This window comes from Blautia schinkii (assembly GCF_013304825.1).
Lineage (GTDB): Bacteria > Bacillota > Clostridia > Lachnospirales > Lachnospiraceae > Blautia_A > Blautia_A schinkii_B.
Genome location: NZ_JAAWUO010000002.1, coordinates 48,040 through 63,965 on the forward strand (window position 1 = coordinate 48,040; position 15,926 = coordinate 63,965).

The following is a 15,926-nucleotide window of genomic DNA, read 5'->3' on the forward strand; positions in this document are numbered from 1 at the left end:
TTTACCTCATTCGAATCTCTTACTACAGGATCACTGCACCGGCAAGAGCCAGCACAAGTGCCATTACAACCTCACAGATGCAGAGAAAAAATCCCGACAGATCCCCTGTTGTTCCGCCGAAATATTTCATTGCCATGTGATGGTACCACCAGAATACAAGAAGTGCACTTAACACTGCGAGTACTCCCATAACCGGGCTTATCCAGAGCATCAGTGCCACCAGTATCACAAACATTACCATCAGAATATTGCGGGCTGTAATCTCAGATGCATTTCTGGAAAACTCCGCTACTGTTCCATCTGATTTTGCCTTCGGAAACGTAATCACGCCGATTCCGGAAAGACATCTGGACATCATATATCCCATGCTCATAATGCAGATTCCCTTCGGGTTATTCTGAAGCTGGCTCCAGACCCCAAGCCACAGGATAAAATAAACACAGGCTGTGATCACAGCGAATGCTCCTGCATGGGAATCTTTCAGAATCTCCAGCCGTCTTGTACGCTCCTGCCAGGAACTTAAGGCGTCAGAAGTATCCAAAAGACCGTCAACATGGATTCCACCTGTAACCACCACCGGAATCACCGTAAGGATCACTGTGAGAAAAAACGGCTCCAGCTTTACATAATTTCCAAGTACACAGCCAGTCAGCCAGGTCAGTACACCGATCACAGCTCCCACAAAAGGAAAGAAGCACATCATATATTTCATGTTCTCTTTATTCCAGTCTACCATCGGAGCAGGGATCTTGGAAAACATGGCAAATGCAGCCTTGCAGCTGTTCCACACACTTTTCATGCTTTCACACCTCCTCCTTTGTGCCAGACAGGAATTCCATAAACAACTTCCACAACATCGTCTGCCATCTCAGCCAGATTACAGTTGATCTGACCAAGCTGTTCTTTATATTTTTCTGATTCTCCTTCATAAAGAATACCATCTGAAAAAATCTCATTGGTTACAATTACCACATGTTCTGCCTGAGAAAGAAGGTGTTTCACACCACCTGTGATTTCCTCCGAAACCTCCGGATGGAAACCGTCTTCCCGGAACATTTCGTTCGCTACCAGATTGGACATACATTCCAGAAGAACCACGCTGCCTTTGGGAAGAACCAGCTCATCCAGGGCTGTATAACGTTCCACTGTCTCGAAGCCTTTTCCGGCGCGCATCCGCCTGTGCCTGCGGATACGCCTGTGGCTCTCTTCGTCAAATGCCTGCATGGTAGCAATATAAGTCCGCCGGGCTTCCCCGAAGGATAAAACTGTTTCTTCAGCAAAAGCTGATTTACCGCTTCCGCTGCCCCCTGTTACTACAACCAGCATTTATTTCAACTCCTCATACTGTTCTACATTGATATCCCCAAAAGTGCTCATTGAATTATATACAGCACAGGAAAGATCGATCAGCGGAAACAGTGTTACTGCTCCGGTTCCTTCACCAAGGCACATTCCTGCATGAATGACCGCTTCTTTATCCAGCTCTTTCAGGATCATATGTGCAGCCGGCTCTTTGGACACGTGAGATGCGATGATATAATCGCTGATCTGCGGGCAGATCTTTACAGCTACCAGCGCAGCCACACAGGAAATAAAGCCATCCATGACAACCGGCATTCCAAGAGCAGCGCCACCGATATATACACCAGCCATTCCTGCAATATCATATCCTCCGACTTTGGCCAGAACATCAATGGCATCAGAACGATCCGGATTGTTTAGGGCAATGGCTTTTTTGATAGCGTTAATCTTTCTCACAAGTCCCTCACCGGAAAGACCTGCTCCGCGTCCTGTCATATCCTCAACCGGCTTTCCGAGAAGTACAGAGGCCACTGCACTGCTGGTTGTCGTGTTTCCGATTCCCATCTCACCGGTAGCAAGAACCTGATAACCTTTTTCTTTCAGCTCCTGAGCCATGGCAATACCTGCCTCTATGCCTTTGATCGCCTGCTCTCTTGTCATAGCCGGCTCTTTTGTCATATTCTTTGTTCCATAGGCAACTTTCAGATCTGTGCGGACTTTTGTATCAACGACCATTCCCACATCAACAGGGAAAAGCTCTGCACCGCACTGGCGGCACATTACGCAGCATGTAGTAGCTCCATTCAGAAAATTCTCAGCAACAATGGCAGTTACCTCCTGCCCTGTCTGTGTTACACCCTCTTCCACAACACCATTATCTGCACACATGGCAACAACTGCTTTTTTTTCTACACGGACATCCGGTGTTCCTGTGATGCCTGCGATCTGTATCAGCATATTTTCAAGCTCTCCAAGAGAATGTAACGGCTTCGCAATACTGTCCCATCTCTTTTTAGCTCCTTCGATTGCTTTCTCATCCAGCGGACGAATCTTCTTCACTGCCTCATTTAATGTCATCATTTGCTACCTCCCGTTTTTTACCTGTAGTAAAAATTAAAAATTTACTAAATATATAATTCAGCACCAGCACAATGAACTGGGTACAGAATTTCGCGATCATGTCGTTAAGCCCCATGGCAACAGCCAGAAGCCACACACCACCAACCTCGATCACCATGGTTGCAAGGCGGGCACTTATAAATTTCACAAAAGGCCGGATATGGTCTTTCAGAGTTTCACAGTTATCGTGAAATACAAATCTGGAATTCACAATATATGCAAACAGAATCGCCAGGATAATGGAAATCACATTTGCAGTCATAAGCGGAATTTTTGCCAGTCTCATAATATAAAAGCTTACGAGATTTACAAGGGTTGTACAACCACCCCAGAAAACATATCGGATCACATCATTCCCGTAAATTTTCAAAATCAGTTTTTTCAATCTTTCTCTCCTCCGTGTATGATCTTTGACACAATATATCTCGGACGTCTCTTAACCTCCTCATAGATCCGTGCAATGTAATAGCCGATAATACCCAGGCTCATCATCACTGCACTTCCGATAAACAGCAAAACGATCAGAAGTGTGGTATATCCTTCCACTGCATGCCCGGTAAAATATCTCACCAGCGAATACACAAGAAGGATCAGCGAACAGATAAAGCACCCGACTGCCCCGGCTGTCACAAACTGCAGCGGAAGTGTGGTAAATGCTACAATGTTCCGAAATGCATAGCTGATCAGTGCTCTTGTTGACCACTTGGATTCTCCTGCCTCCCTCTCTTTCACTTCGAAGAACACAGAGGTACTTCTATATCCTACCCAGGATGAAGTGGCACGGAAAAACATGCTCCTCTCCGGCATAGAAAGGACACTCTGTACAGCTTTTCTGTCAAGGAGCTTGAAATCCGATGCATTCTGCATATCGAATCCGGTTGTCCTGGACATGATCCTGTAAAAAAATCCGGCACTTTTTCTGTGAAGCATGTTTTCTTTTCCCCTGCTGGTCTTCACACCTTCGATCACTTCATATCCCTGTTCCCAGAGACGGAACATCTCTATCAGTTTTTCCGGCGGATGCTGCAGGTCGCAGTCCATCACAGCCACTGCATCACCACCTGCCTGTGCAAGTCCTGCTACAATTGCAGCTTCTTTTCCGAAATTCCTGGAAAAATGCACTCCTGTCACATTAGGATCCTGCGTGGATATCTCCTCTATCTGATTCCAGGTTTCATCTGTCGATCCATCATCCACCAGGACAAGTTCATACGGAATCCTCTCCTGATCCAGGAACTTTTTCAGCGTCCGGCAGGCTTTTACAATCATCAGTTCTTCATTATATGCCGGCAGAACTACTGATAATCTGCTCATTTCTTCTGTTTACCCCTTTCTTTCTTCTTTCCGGGATATCTGTTATATATCACGATCAGAAGAAAAGCTGCCAGCCCTGCCACAGTCAGTATGATTCCTGGAACAAGATATGGTGTGCAGTAAGTAAGTACGATGCTGTGTTTTCCTTTTTTCAGCTCAACTCCCATGTACATGCTGTTGGCCTGAACCAGTTCCGTTTCCTTACCATCTACATAAGCCGTAAAACCGGCACTGTACGGAATAGAAAATACCAGAAATTTATCTGAGGATACTTCTATCTCTCCTGTTATCCTGTTTGTTCCGACTTTCACATTCTGAAGGCTTTCATTTCCAAGCTTCTCTGTCTCCTGTTCCACAGAATCCATGGGCTGACACACCAGATACAGATTATCAAAAGTATACTCTCCAGGTGTGGAAAAAGTAAGCTTCATCGTTCCTGCACTGTAATTTTTATATCCCATATTAAGAAGGAAATTGTGACGGCCGCTGTAGCCATTGTATTTATCCGTAAAGATCCGAATCGTTTTATCAACAGAACCCAGTGAAACTTCTACAGCTGCTTCTTTGCTCTCTTTCCAGTAACGCCAGTTGTCATCCTCATAGAGAATAGTGTTCTTTTCATATTCTGTAAGGGAATTCCATTTTTTATCACTAACCTGCTCCCTTGGAGAATAAGCATCAAAATCCAGATTTTCTGCTACAAGATAGACCTCAGATGCAGGTTCACCCTGATATCCGATGGAAACTGTTGCATTTTTCTTTGTAACAATGATTTTTCCATCTTTGATCTTACAGCCTTTCCCTGCCTCCAGTGTAAAATCCGCTTTCTTATCATCAAATGAAAGCTCTGTTTCCGGGAGACTGCTTTCTTCCACGACTGCCCCCTGCAGAAGTGCCTGCTGTTTCTGTGTCACAGAAAGCTTTTCATATTTTTCCCTGGAGATCCAGGAATTATAAGTATAACCCAGAGGAAGAGCATTCTCATTCTCATAGATCCTGTATTTTCCGGAAAAAACAGTTTCAGTATCGTAACCATAGGGAATATATCCATAACCGTTTTTCCTGATGGCAAAGTACTTCACAGATGCAAGGCGGTCCAGAATGGTCCTTCCATCAAGACTACTGTAATGGTAATCCCATGGAGTATTCAGATACATCTCATCAAAAAAGCGGCTGATGCTCCCATTGGCAACACTGAAATAATAGGATGTGCTGTTGGTTCCCATATACATGGCTGAATTCACATATGAGCCTGTTTTGTACTGATCATATCTGCTGCTGGAAGAATCCTCCAGATCCTTTATTTCTTTATCCGGTCCTGATTCCAGTGCTTCCAGTGCCTGGTTCCTGTTCTCAAATTCAGAAAGATAATCTTTCTCATATGAATACTGATAGAACACGTTGAGAAGGATACTGACTATCAGTACTGTAACGATCATTTCGCAGAGATATTTCCCCTGGACAAAAATATTCCCATAGGAAACTACTGTAAACACAGCCAGAACCAGCATCATTATAGCCATGATATTTCGTTCTGTCCGGGCAGCATCTGAAAATAATGCGAGCACACAGTACACAAGCAGCATAATAAAGATCTTTCTTTTTTCCCTGATCTGCAAAGTAAAAAGCTCAGGATATGCCTGCACCAGGATATAGGCGATCAACATTCCATAAGCCCAGATCCATCTGTTTGACACATAGGAAAATCCATTCAGCACATGTCCTGCAAACGGGATCAGAAGAAACAGATTCAGAAGCAGGAATCCCAGTTTCAGACCTGTATATTTTTTCTTTTTGGAAAATATTACAAACACGCCTGCCATGGCAACTGCAGAATATCCAGCAACACCCCACTGGATCATATTCTCGCCGATCAGACAGCCGAGATATTTTTCATAGTAAATATGATCATACAGCAATGGCACATAGTTCTGCGCCTGAAAACGTTCGGTTCCAAACAAAGTCATAACCACCGGGAAAAAGATCAACGCCGCGATCATCAGGGATACCAGATAGAAACCAGTAAATTTCAGGAACCATCGAAATACATCTTTCACAGAACGTTTCCGGAATATTCCAAAATACCGGAAAGCTGCATACAGTACCATAAAGACACTGATCATATAAAAGAAATAAAAATTTGACATTGCCGCTATTGCCACAGACCATATAAAAAGGTACGGTTTTTCTTTTTTGTAAACTTTCTCAATGCCCATGAGTACCAGCGGCAGATAGATCATCGGATTGGAAAAATAAGGATGTTTCATGGACGCATAGATAGTCCATCCCGCAAAAATGTATACAAGACTTCCAATAAAAGTCGCCTGTTTCGGATTTTTGCGATAAAAACAGTAAATACTGAACGTGATCCCCGCAAGATAAATCCTGAGAAAAATCAGGCACTCGTATAAAACTTCTGTATTTTTTTCCGGTACAAAAACAGAGAGTAAAGTCAGAGGATCACCAATCACATAATAGTGAAGTGTAGTAAGGATATCGGAACCATATCCGATATGCACATCCCACATAGGGAAGGACAATTTATGATCGATCACCAGGGTCTTCAGCACATTTCGCAGATATTTGCCATAGTAGGCGAGTGCATTGATATGCTGCGGAACGCCATCGTGACTCCAGATCAGTGATTTTCCATTTAAGTAAAAACAGCAGTAAATAAACAGCGAGATCGCTGCAAAGACAATGGTATACAGAATGTAAAAATCTGCTTTTCTTTTTTTCATGTATGTCTTCTCCCGTATATGAAAAAAGACCCGCGGTGCGCTAAACACCGCAGGCCTTTCACCTAATGCTTAATCAGCAAGCACACTGTGTAAACAGTAACTATTGATCAGTAATTAGTCTTCTTTCTTATCTGCTCCGTAAAGAGTGATAAGTTTCTGCAGATACTCATATCTAGCCTGAGCCTCAGACTCGTTCTTAGCGAACAGTCTTGCAGCTTTCTCAGGATTCTGACGCTGCAGAGAATTGTAACGAACCTCACCGTTCAGGAAGTCCATATAGTTCTCCATATCCGGTGTCTTGGAATCGAGGCTGAACTTATTGTCAGCAGCCGGGTTGAATCTGAAGTTGTGCCAGTATCCGCACTTAACTGCCAGCTCTTCCTCTGTCTGAGCTTTGCTCATACCTTTCTTGATACCATGGTTGATACATGGAGCATAAGCGATGATCAGGGATGGTCCCGGATATGCCTCTGCCTCTGCAATTGCTTTTACAGTCTGGTTGAAGTCAGCACCCATGGAGATCTGTGCTACGTATACATAGCCATAGCTCATTGCGATAGATGCCATATCTTTCTTCTTAGTCTCTTTTCCGCCTGCTGCGAACTGAGCGATCGCACCTGTCGGTGTAGACTTGGAAGACTGTCCGCCTGTGTTGGAGTAAACCTCTGTATCGAATACCATAACGTTGATGTCGCGTCCGCTTGCGAGAACATGGTCAACACCACCGAATCCGATATCGTAAGCCCATCCGTCACCACCGAAGATCCACTGGGATTTCTTGGAGAGGAAGTCTTTCTGTGCAAGGATCTCATTAGCCTTGTCACATCCGCAAGCCTCAAGAGCTGCAACGAGTTTCTCTGTAGCTGCACCGTTTGTTGCGCCTACAGCGTAAGTATCCAGCCATTCCTGACCAGCTGCCTTAACATCCTCGTTTGTTCCGTTAGCTACAAGGTCTTCGATCTTCTCTTTCAGACCGCCACGGATCGCACGCTGTGCAAGAAGCATACCATAACCAAACTCTGCGTTATCCTCGAACAGAGAGTTGGACCATGCAGGACCCTGTCCCTTAGCGTTTGTTGTGTATGGTGTAGATGGTGAAGAGTTACCCCAGATAGAGGAACATCCTGTAGCATTTGCAATGTACATTCTGTCACCAAAGAGCTGTGTGATCAGCTTAGCGTATGGTGTCTCACCACAACCTGCACAAGCACCTGAGAACTCGAGGAGCGGCTGTTTGAACTGGCTGCCTTTTACAGTTGTCTCTTTATATTTAGCGATAACGTCTTCCTTCTGAGGAAGTGTTACACCGTAATCAAAGAATTTCTGCTCTTCTGTGTTAGCTTCAAGCGGAGCCATCTCAAGAGCTTTGTTGCCTTTCTTTCCTGGGCAGACATTAGCACAGGAACCGCATCCTGTACAGTCAAGAGCTGATACAGTCATTGTGAATGTATAGTCTTTCATTCCTGTAAGTGGAAGTGTCTTGATTCCCTCTGGAGCGTTAGCTGTCTCATCTGCTGTCATAGCAACCGGACGGATTGCAGCATGTGGGCAGACGTATGCACAGCGGTTACACTGGATACAGTTGTCCGGAACCCATACAGGAACGTTAACTGCGATACCACGTTTCTCATATGCAGCTGTTCCGGATGGTGTTGTACCATCTACATAATCCTTGAATGCAGATACTGGGAGGCTGTTACCTTCCTGAGCATTGATCTTGCACTGGATGTTGTTTACGAAGTCCTGAGCTTCCTGAGCACCGTGGGATGCGTGAGACATGAAGAGTCCCTCGTCCTCAGCGTTCTTCCAGCTCTCCGGAACCTGAACCTCTACGATCTGTTTAGCACCAGCATCGATAGCTGCCCAGTTCTTCTTAACAACGTCATCACCTTTACGTCCGTAAGTAGCTTTAGCAGCAGCTTTCATAAGCTCGATAGCCTGCTCCTCAGGAATGATTCCTGTAAGTTTGAAGAATGCGGACTGAAGGATTGTGTTGATACGTGTTGGTCCCATGCCAGTCTCAATACCAATCTTAACACCATCGATGGTGTAGAATTTGATATTGTGGTTAGCGATGAAAGCTTTAACCTGTCCTGGAAGATGTTTCTCAAGTCCTTCCATATCCCAGGCACAGTTCAGAAGGAATGTACCTCCGTCAACAAGCTCCTGTACCATGTTATATTTATTAACATAGGACGGATTATGACATGCAACGAAGTTTGCCTTGTGGATCAGGTATGTGGATTTGATCGGTTTCTTACCGAAACGAAGGTGAGACATTGTAACACCGCCGGACTTCTTGGAGTCATAATCGAAGTAAGCCTGAGCGTACATGTCTGTGTTATCACCGATGATCTTGATGGAGTTCTTGTTAGCACCTACAGTACCATCAGCTCCAAGTCCCCAGAACTTGCAGTTTGTTGTTCCCTCTGGTGTTGTAACAAGTGGTGCGCCTGTCTCAAGAGAAAGGTTTGTAACATCATCAACGATACCGATGGTGAATTTCTCTTTCTCAGTGTTCTCATATACTGCTACGATCTGTGCAGGTGTTGTATCTTTGGAACCAAGTCCGTAACGTCCTGTAAAGATCTTAACATCACTGAACTTGCTGTCGCGAAGAGCTGCAACAACATCAAGATACAGAGGCTCGCCAAGTGCTCCCGGCTCTTTTGTTCTGTCAAGAACAGAAATCTGCTTAACTGTATCCGGGATTGCATCGATAAGAGCCTGAGCGCAGAATGGTCTGTAAAGACGAACTTTAACAACACCAACCTTCTTGCCGGCTGCCATAAGATAATCGATTGTCTCCTCGATTGTGTCGTTTACGGAACCCATAGCTACGATGATGTGCTCAGCGTCCTCAGCTCCGTAGTAGTTGAACAGTTTATAGTCTGTTCCGATCTTCTCGTTAACTTTGTCCATGTATTCCTGAACAACTGCCGGAAGAGCGTCATAATATGGGTTACATGCCTCTCTTGCCTGGAAGAAGATATCTGGGTTCTGAGCGGAACCTCTCTGACATGGATGGTTCGGGTTCAGAGCACGGTTACGGAACTCTGCGATAGCGTCCATATCTGCCATATCTTTCAGATCTTCATAGTCCCATGTCTCGATCTTCTGGATCTCGTGGGATGTACGGAATCCATCGAAGAAGTTGATGAACGGAACCTTACCTTTGATTGCTGCAAGATGAGCAACCGGTGTAAGATCCATAACCTCCTGTACAGAAGATTCGCAAAGCATTGCGCATCCGGTCTGACGACAGGCCATAACGTCGGAATGATCTCCGAAGATACAAAGTGCGTGAGAAGCAAGTGCACGGGCAGATACGTTGATAACTCCCGGAAGCTGCTCACCAGCGATCTTGTAAAGGTTCGGGATCATAAGCAGAAGACCCTGGGAAGCTGTATAGGTTGTAGTCAGGGCACCTGCTGCCAGAGAACCGTGAACGGCACCTGCTGCACCAGCCTCAGACTGCATCTCTGTAACCTGTACTTCCTGTCCAAAGATGTTCTTTCTTCCCTGAGTTGCCCACTCGTCTGTTGCCTCAGCCATTACAGATGAAGGGGTAATCGGGTAAATAGCAGCTACATCAGAAAAAGCGTATGATGCATGAGCGGCTGCATGGTTACCATCCATGGTTTTCATCTTTCTTGCCATTGTTTATTCCTCCTTAAAGGTTTGTTAAAAATATATTATTTAGGCTCTGAAAAGCCTAAAATTCCATTGGTTATTATATCATAGATTCCCAATTATGTCCATTTTCTTTCAGCAATTTTTGTATATTATCAGGTACAAACGTTGTTATCTTTTCCACAAAATATTCAAAAAAAGAGAGACATCCGGAATTATCTCTCCATCCAGATACTCTCTCCTCATATTTCATACGTCTGCCCGGTTTTCAGCTGATTTCACTCTCTCATCCTGTGAACTGAAATCACTGACTGTCCTTCTCAAAAAGCTCCTTTATGGATTTACGGCGGAGCATAGTCCACAGTTCATCCTGAATATCTTTCAGTTCATCATGGGCGTAACACGGAACGCCGTTCTGTCCGTTTCTGGCACATTCACACCGCCCGTTCAGGCATTCAATAATAGACATATCTGAATCGATTGCTGAATATATATCATATAATGTCAGCTCCGCCGGATCTTTCTTCAGGGCATATCCGCCGTGAACTCCCCGGTATCCCTGAACGATCCCTGCGTTCTGAAGCTTTTTCAGTATCTTATAGGCAAAAGGTGCTGTGATCGCTTCCCTCTCGCAGATATCACTGACGCTCAAACGCGTCTCTCCCATTAATGCGCGGACAACCCGCATCGCATAATCGCTTTCTCTGGTGATAAACATCTTTGACCTCTCTTCTGTTCAACTAAGCTGCTAATAGAATTTGATAATTTTCTCAGTACAGCAGATCTCTTCATCCCATTCTGCTATATACCGGTAAACACATTCCGTGCGTTCCTATTATCATACTGGTCAGTATAACGCATTTTTTTCAATAATAAAAGGTTATTATTTTCCTGTATTTCATTTTATTTTTCCTGTTTTTACTTTATTTAATGTAAAAAACTAAAATACACCTTGCAAATTTTCCAGTTTACGGTACAATAAAGGACGATTGTAATTGAAGCGATATTTATTATTTTTGAAAAAAGAGGTATGATATGATTTCAGCAAACAACATCACACTGCGTGTCGGTAAGAAAGCGCTGTTTGAAGATGTAAACATCAAGTTTACAGAAGGAAACTGTTATGGATTAATCGGTGCCAACGGTGCAGGAAAGTCTACATTTCTTAAGATTCTTTCCGGACAACTGGAGCCGACAAAGGGCGATATCGTGATCACACCGGGACAGAGGCTTTCCTTCCTGCAGCAGGATCACTTCAAGTATGATGCTTATCCTGTACTTGACACTGTTATCATGGGTAATGAGAGACTTTACCAGATCATGAAAGAAAAAGAAGCCATCTATGCCAAGGAAGATTTCACTGACGAAGATGGTATCCGTGCCAGTGAACTTGAGGGTGAGTTCGCAGAGATGAACGGATGGGAAGCAGAGTCTGATGCTGCTACTCTTCTCAATGGTCTTGGTGTTGACACGGAGTTCCATTACACACAGATGGCTGACCTCACAGGAAGTATGAAGGTCAAGGTTCTTCTTGCTCAGGCACTTTTCGGAAATCCTGACATCCTGCTTCTCGACGAGCCGACCAACCATCTGGATCTTCCTGCTATCGAGTGGCTTGAAGAATTCCTGATCAATTTTGACAACACCGTTATCGTTGTATCCCATGACCGTTACTTCTTAAATAAGGTCTGCACACATACAGCAGATATCGACTATGGCAAGATCCAGCTCTATGCCGGAAACTATGACTTCTGGTTCGAGTCCAGCCAGCTTCTCATCAAACAGATGAAAGAAGCCAATAAGAAGAAGGAGGAGAAGATCAAAGAGCTCCAGGAATTTATCTCAAGATTCAGTGCCAACGCTTCCAAATCCAAACAGGCTACATCCAGAAAGCGTGCCCTGGAAAAGATCCAGCTTGACGATATGCGTCCGTCCAGCCGTAAATATCCGTACATTGACTTCCGTCCGAACCGCGAGATTGGAAACGAAGTTCTTATGGTTGAAAACCTTTCCAAGACTATTGATGGCGTGAAAGTCCTTGACAATATCTCCTTTACACTTGGCCGGGAAGATAAAGTCGCATTCGTAGGTGCCAATGAGCAGGCTATTACTACATTTTTCAAGATCCTTACAGGTGAGATGGAGCCGGACGAGGGAAATTATAAATGGGGTGTCACTACTTCCCAGGCATATTTCCCGAAAGATAATACTCAGGAATTCGATAATGATCTTACAATCACAGACTGGCTGACACAGTACTCCGAAATCAAGGATGCCACTTATGTGCGTGGTTTCCTGGGACGTATGCTCTTCCCTGGTGAAGACGGTGTAAAACGTGTCCGCGTACTTTCCGGTGGTGAGAAGGTCCGCTGCCTTCTTTCCAAGATGATGATCTCCGGTGCCAACATCCTGATCCTGGATGAGCCAACCAACCATCTGGATATGGAATCTATCACTGCGTTGAACAACGGACTGATCAAATTCCCGGGCGTGATCCTTTTCACTTCCCACGATCATCAGTTTGTACAGACTACAGCCAACCGTATTATGGAGATTCTTCCAAACGGTAAGCTTGTTGACAAGATCACAACCTATGATGAATATCTTGCCAGCGATGAGATGGCCAAGAAACGTCATGTATTCCAGGTTAACGAGGAAGACGCTCAGGATAACTAAGATTTCTTTATCTGAGATATCATCCCCTGCCTTGCTTTTTTTAGCCAGGCAGGGGATTTTTTACCAGGAAAGATTCCTGCTTTCAGGCTTCTCTGCCTTTATTTTATTCCATTGTGATCGGTGCAAGCTTTCCCTTTGTTACATCCAGAATATCTTTAAGCGGAACTTTAAGAGTCAAACCTACTCTTCCTCCGCTCACATAGATCTCATCAAAATTCCCAGCTGACTGATCAAAAACAACCGGGTAGTTCTTCTTCATTCCAAGAGGGCTGCAGCCTCCCCGGATATATCCGGTAATCCTTGTGAGATCTTTTACATGAATCATATCCACAGTCTTCTCTCCCACGGATTTCGCTGCTGCCTTACGGTCCACTTCCTTCTCAATCGGAACCACAAACACATAATATCCGCCGCTTTTTCCTTCCATAACCAGAGTTTTGAATGACTGGTCATATGGTGCACCTGTAATATCTGCGCAGTGGATCCCATCAATAAATTCACCGCAGTCATATGCGATTGCCTCATATTTCACCTTTTTTCTGTCAAGCATTCTCATTGCATTCGTCTTCGCTTCTTTTCCCATTTCTGTCACTCCTCATGCTTTTTTCAGTTATCTTCCCATTCATCATAATCATCAGGTTCAAGATTTCTCAGAAGATCCCGGTTATTCTTCGAGTCTTCGTGATTTCGAAGCTGTTCAAACTCATCGTCTTCAAAGTCAGCCATATTTTCAATATCCAGCTGTCGTTTCCTCTGCTGGCTTTTTTCAAAATCTTCATATGTATCCGGTGTTTCCCGATAATCAGGATCAAAACGTTCCCTGCTTGCATCATAGTCATCCCCATCGTCATAATATGACCTGCCTGCAGAGCTTGTATTTCTTCTGTTCTGACTGTAACTGTTCTCTGAACCGCTGCGGCTCTGACTTCTTCTGCTGCCTTCAGAAGGACTGTTTCTTCCATTTCTGCTTCTTCCTGAAGAACCTGCTGCTGATGTTCTGCGGCGGTTATCTGACGAGCTGTTTCTATCTGAGCTTCCGGTATTTCTTCCATTGCGGCGGCTTTCTGAACGGTTACCGGAAGAATTTCTTCGGTCTGAATCGCCATTTCTGCTGCGGGAACGGTTTCCTTTTATTTCTCCGGTATCATTTCTGGCATCAGAATATCTGTCAGAAGAATTTCTGCGTCTGTTTGCCCCATTATATTCAGAAACATTTTCTCGATCCTGTGCAAATTTTTTCTTTTTTCCGAATCTGCGCATCTCTTCTTCCGGTTCATCGTCTTCTTCATCTTCTTCATCGTCATCATCATAGTGATCCTTGTTGATGGCAAACTGGATCAGCATACCAAGAAGGGCAATCCCAACTGCCATACCAACGCCATACGGAAACTGTTCAAGGCCACCGATCTTCGCAATAGAAACCCCTGCCAGCACTCCGCCAAGGATACTGGTTCCGATAATGATAACTCCTTTTGCATAGCGCATCGCCAGGATACCAAGTCCCACTCCCACAAGGATACACAGGAAGAAGGAAAAAGAACTGGTCGGATGCACCAGATAAATGCTTAAAGAAATTCCGATGCCAAATCCCAGTACAAAAATTCCGGCTCTGTATACAAGAAATGAAACGATAGCCAGGACAATTCCAAGCCCCGCCATTGCACCTGCGATCACCATTTTATCTTCAACGCCGGAAAGATACGTTACTCCAAAACCGGCTCCCGCGCCGATGAGAAATCCGAAGATCATCATCCAGAACCGCAGGATACGGTATCCCAGAAGGCAGTTCAGGATACCAAAAACACAGACTATGCCATAAACAATAGTCATAAATTGTCCAATCTGTTCCATCCCTCCTACACGCTGAAGGATGTTAAATACCCTTGATAACACATCCATATTCATAACTTCACTCCTCTCAGAAAATAAAATATATAGTATAAAAATTATCCAGCACGCCATAATGATATTCTACCTGGCTGTAGCCGTTAAGTTTCATATAATATTGCGCCACATTCTGCACTTCTCCTTCATCCAGCCAGTCTTTGCGTGCCGCATCAAAAGCCTCCTGATTGCTGAATTTGAACCTCACAACTGCCGCTCCGTTATCCAGCCGCATTTTACAGTAATCATAAATAGCCAGCCAGTCATATTCTTCAAAACATCCCTGGTTCAGAACATAAAAATTCAGATCTTTTGCCGTACATTTCGGAACAGTCAGTTCTTTCGATGCTTTATATGTCTTCTCATATTCTTCCGGAAACGGACAAAGATAATCATAAATTGTAGTTTTATGTTCTTCCAGCTGAGCTGCATCGCCATTAAGAAAATCCGGCTGATCCCCATTAGTGGCATCTACATAATAATACGACTCGCCAATTTTTACAATATCCCAGGCATGTCCTTCTGTACTTTCCTCTGTGCTGCCATCTACATAAATGCAGGGAATCCCAAGCCGTTCCAGAAGATACTGAACAGCACCTGCATATCCTGCACAGACTGCTGATTTTTTCCAGAAGACGCCTGCTATGCTCTGATCATCTGCTCCGGTCTTGTACTGCGTATTATCGATCACATAAGTATAGACGATCCGTACTTTCTCATAATCACTGGTTTCATCCGGAATCAGGCTGCTGACTTCCTGAAAGCTCGTTTCCATCGCTGCCTTTATCTCTTCTGTCTCACTTTCAGAATAAGAGTAGCCAGGAGTAAACATACAGTAATCTTTTCCGGAATATGTGGTTTTATAGATTTTTTCCCGATTGTGCACCCAAAAAATCTCCGGATGGTCTTTCAGAACCGCATGATACGTCCTGTCAATGCTGTCATCATCCGAAAGTGTCAGATAAAACTGCTCATCTCTGCTTCGAAGCCCTGTTAAAATCTCCCTGTATACGCGCTGCTCTTCCTCTGTCAACTGCCGGAAATAATATTCCTGATGTCCTTCATCTGTCTGAGCCACATCCATCTGTCGCAGTGCCTGAATTTCTTTCGGCTCTCCGGAAAAAATACTCTCAGCAGCAGAATAAATCTGTTCCAGCGTCCCAGCCCGAACATAAACGGGCTGACATATCAGGGACAATATCATTATCACTGCCGCCAGCTGGCAAAAAAATCTTTTCTTCATCTACATTCCTTTAC

12 protein-coding genes are annotated in these 15,926 nt (G+C 44.4%); 1 reads left to right on the forward strand and 11 read right to left on the reverse strand.

From position 1 onward, the window contains the following. Positions 1 to 22 precede the first annotated feature (22 nt). The 8 genes from cobS to HFM85_RS01755 form a co-directional block, all read right to left on the reverse strand. The gene (gene cobS / locus HFM85_RS01720; protein WP_173737255.1) at positions 23 to 799 is read right to left on the reverse strand and encodes an adenosylcobinamide-GDP ribazoletransferase; all 777 of its coding nucleotides are present in this window, start codon (positions 797 to 799) and stop codon (positions 23 to 25) included. Continuing rightward, on the reverse strand, positions 796 to 1,326 hold the full coding sequence (locus HFM85_RS01725; protein WP_173737254.1) for a bifunctional adenosylcobinamide kinase/adenosylcobinamide-phosphate guanylyltransferase: 531 nt from the start codon (positions 1,324 to 1,326) through the stop codon (positions 796 to 798). The genes cobS and HFM85_RS01725 overlap by 4 nt, the downstream gene beginning before the upstream one ends. After that, positions 1,327 to 2,379 carry a nicotinate-nucleotide--dimethylbenzimidazole phosphoribosyltransferase gene (gene cobT, locus HFM85_RS01730; RefSeq protein WP_173737303.1) on the reverse strand — a complete coding sequence of 351 codons (1,053 nt, stop codon included), beginning with the start codon at positions 2,377 to 2,379 and terminating at the stop codon, positions 1,327 to 1,329. Then, entirely contained in the window at positions 2,366 to 2,806 is a 441-nt protein-coding gene (locus HFM85_RS01735) for a GtrA family protein (protein ID WP_173737253.1), read from the reverse strand. Before HFM85_RS01735 ends, cobT begins: the two co-directional genes overlap by 14 nt. Next, positions 2,803 to 3,735, reverse strand: a complete 933-nt coding sequence (locus HFM85_RS01740; protein WP_173737252.1) for a glycosyltransferase family 2 protein — start codon at positions 3,733 to 3,735, stop codon at positions 2,803 to 2,805. The genes HFM85_RS01735 and HFM85_RS01740 overlap by 4 nt, the downstream gene beginning before the upstream one ends. Then, positions 3,732 to 6,476 (reverse strand): YfhO family protein, encoded by a 2,745-nt coding sequence (locus HFM85_RS01745; protein ID WP_173737251.1) that lies wholly within the window; start codon positions 6,474 to 6,476, stop codon positions 3,732 to 3,734. The genes HFM85_RS01740 and HFM85_RS01745 overlap by 4 nt, the downstream gene beginning before the upstream one ends. Positions 6,477 to 6,590: 114 nt before the next feature. Then, positions 6,591 to 10,136: a pyruvate:ferredoxin (flavodoxin) oxidoreductase gene (gene nifJ / locus HFM85_RS01750; protein WP_173737250.1), complete on the reverse strand. Its 3,546-nt coding sequence runs from the start codon at positions 10,134 to 10,136 to the stop codon at positions 6,591 to 6,593. 277 nt (positions 10,137 to 10,413) lie between these two features. Then, positions 10,414 to 10,827, reverse strand: coding sequence for an RrF2 family transcriptional regulator (locus HFM85_RS01755; protein ID WP_173737249.1), 414 nt, complete (start codon positions 10,825 to 10,827; stop codon positions 10,414 to 10,416). Between the two features lie 317 nt (positions 10,828 to 11,144). Here HFM85_RS01755 and HFM85_RS01760 point away from each other — a divergent pair, with 317 nt between their 5' ends. Continuing rightward, on the forward strand, positions 11,145 to 12,785 hold the full coding sequence (locus HFM85_RS01760; RefSeq protein ID WP_021650411.1) for an ABC-F family ATP-binding cassette domain-containing protein: 1,641 nt from the start codon (positions 11,145 to 11,147) through the stop codon (positions 12,783 to 12,785). 103 nt (positions 12,786 to 12,888) lie between these two features. Here HFM85_RS01760 and ybaK read toward each other — a convergent pair whose 3' ends face one another. Genes ybaK through HFM85_RS01775 form a run of 3 tightly spaced genes read right to left on the reverse strand, consistent with a single transcriptional unit; the run spans position 12,889 to position 15,912 of the window. After that, entirely contained in the window at positions 12,889 to 13,368 is a 480-nt protein-coding gene (gene ybaK, locus HFM85_RS01765; protein WP_173737248.1) for a Cys-tRNA(Pro) deacylase, read from the reverse strand. A gap of 23 nt (positions 13,369 to 13,391) precedes the next feature. Next, complete coding sequence (locus HFM85_RS01770) at positions 13,392 to 14,690, reverse strand: TMEM198/TM7SF3 family protein (protein ID WP_173737247.1); 1,299 nt, start codon at positions 14,688 to 14,690, stop codon at positions 13,392 to 13,394. A gap of 13 nt (positions 14,691 to 14,703) precedes the next feature. Further along, on the reverse strand, positions 14,704 to 15,912 hold the full coding sequence (locus HFM85_RS01775; RefSeq protein WP_243873781.1) for a transglutaminase domain-containing protein: 1,209 nt from the start codon (positions 15,910 to 15,912) through the stop codon (positions 14,704 to 14,706). Positions 15,913 to 15,926 lie beyond the last annotated feature (14 nt).

What these genes read in the sequence shown, in the direction of transcription:
- cobS (WP_173737255.1), bottom strand. Translation starts at nt 799, where the DNA reads ATGAAAAGTGTGTGGAACAGCTGCAAGGCTGCATTTGCCATGTTTTCC.
- HFM85_RS01725 (WP_173737254.1), bottom strand. Translation starts at nt 1,326, where the DNA reads ATGCTGGTTGTAGTAACAGGGGGCAGCGGAAGCGGTAAATCAGCTTTT.
- cobT (WP_173737303.1), bottom strand. Translation starts at nt 2,379, where the DNA reads ATGACATTAAATGAGGCAGTGAAGAAGATTCGTCCGCTGGATGAGAAA.
- HFM85_RS01740 (WP_173737252.1), bottom strand. Translation starts at nt 3,735, where the DNA reads ATGAGCAGATTATCAGTAGTTCTGCCGGCATATAATGAAGAACTGATG.
- HFM85_RS01745 (WP_173737251.1), bottom strand. Translation starts at nt 6,476, where the DNA reads ATGAAAAAAAGAAAAGCAGATTTTTACATTCTGTATACCATTGTCTTT.
- nifJ (WP_173737250.1), bottom strand. Translation starts at nt 10,136, where the DNA reads ATGGCAAGAAAGATGAAAACCATGGATGGTAACCATGCAGCCGCTCAT.
- HFM85_RS01755 (WP_173737249.1), bottom strand. Translation starts at nt 10,827, where the DNA reads ATGTTTATCACCAGAGAAAGCGATTATGCGATGCGGGTTGTCCGCGCA.
- HFM85_RS01760 (WP_021650411.1), top strand. Translation starts at nt 11,145, where the DNA reads ATGATTTCAGCAAACAACATCACACTGCGTGTCGGTAAGAAAGCGCTG.
- ybaK (WP_173737248.1), bottom strand. Translation starts at nt 13,368, where the DNA reads ATGGGAAAAGAAGCGAAGACGAATGCAATGAGAATGCTTGACAGAAAA.
- HFM85_RS01770 (WP_173737247.1), bottom strand. Translation starts at nt 14,690, where the DNA reads ATGAATATGGATGTGTTATCAAGGGTATTTAACATCCTTCAGCGTGTA.
- HFM85_RS01775 (WP_243873781.1), bottom strand. Translation starts at nt 15,912, where the DNA reads ATGAAGAAAAGATTTTTTTGCCAGCTGGCGGCAGTGATAATGATATTG.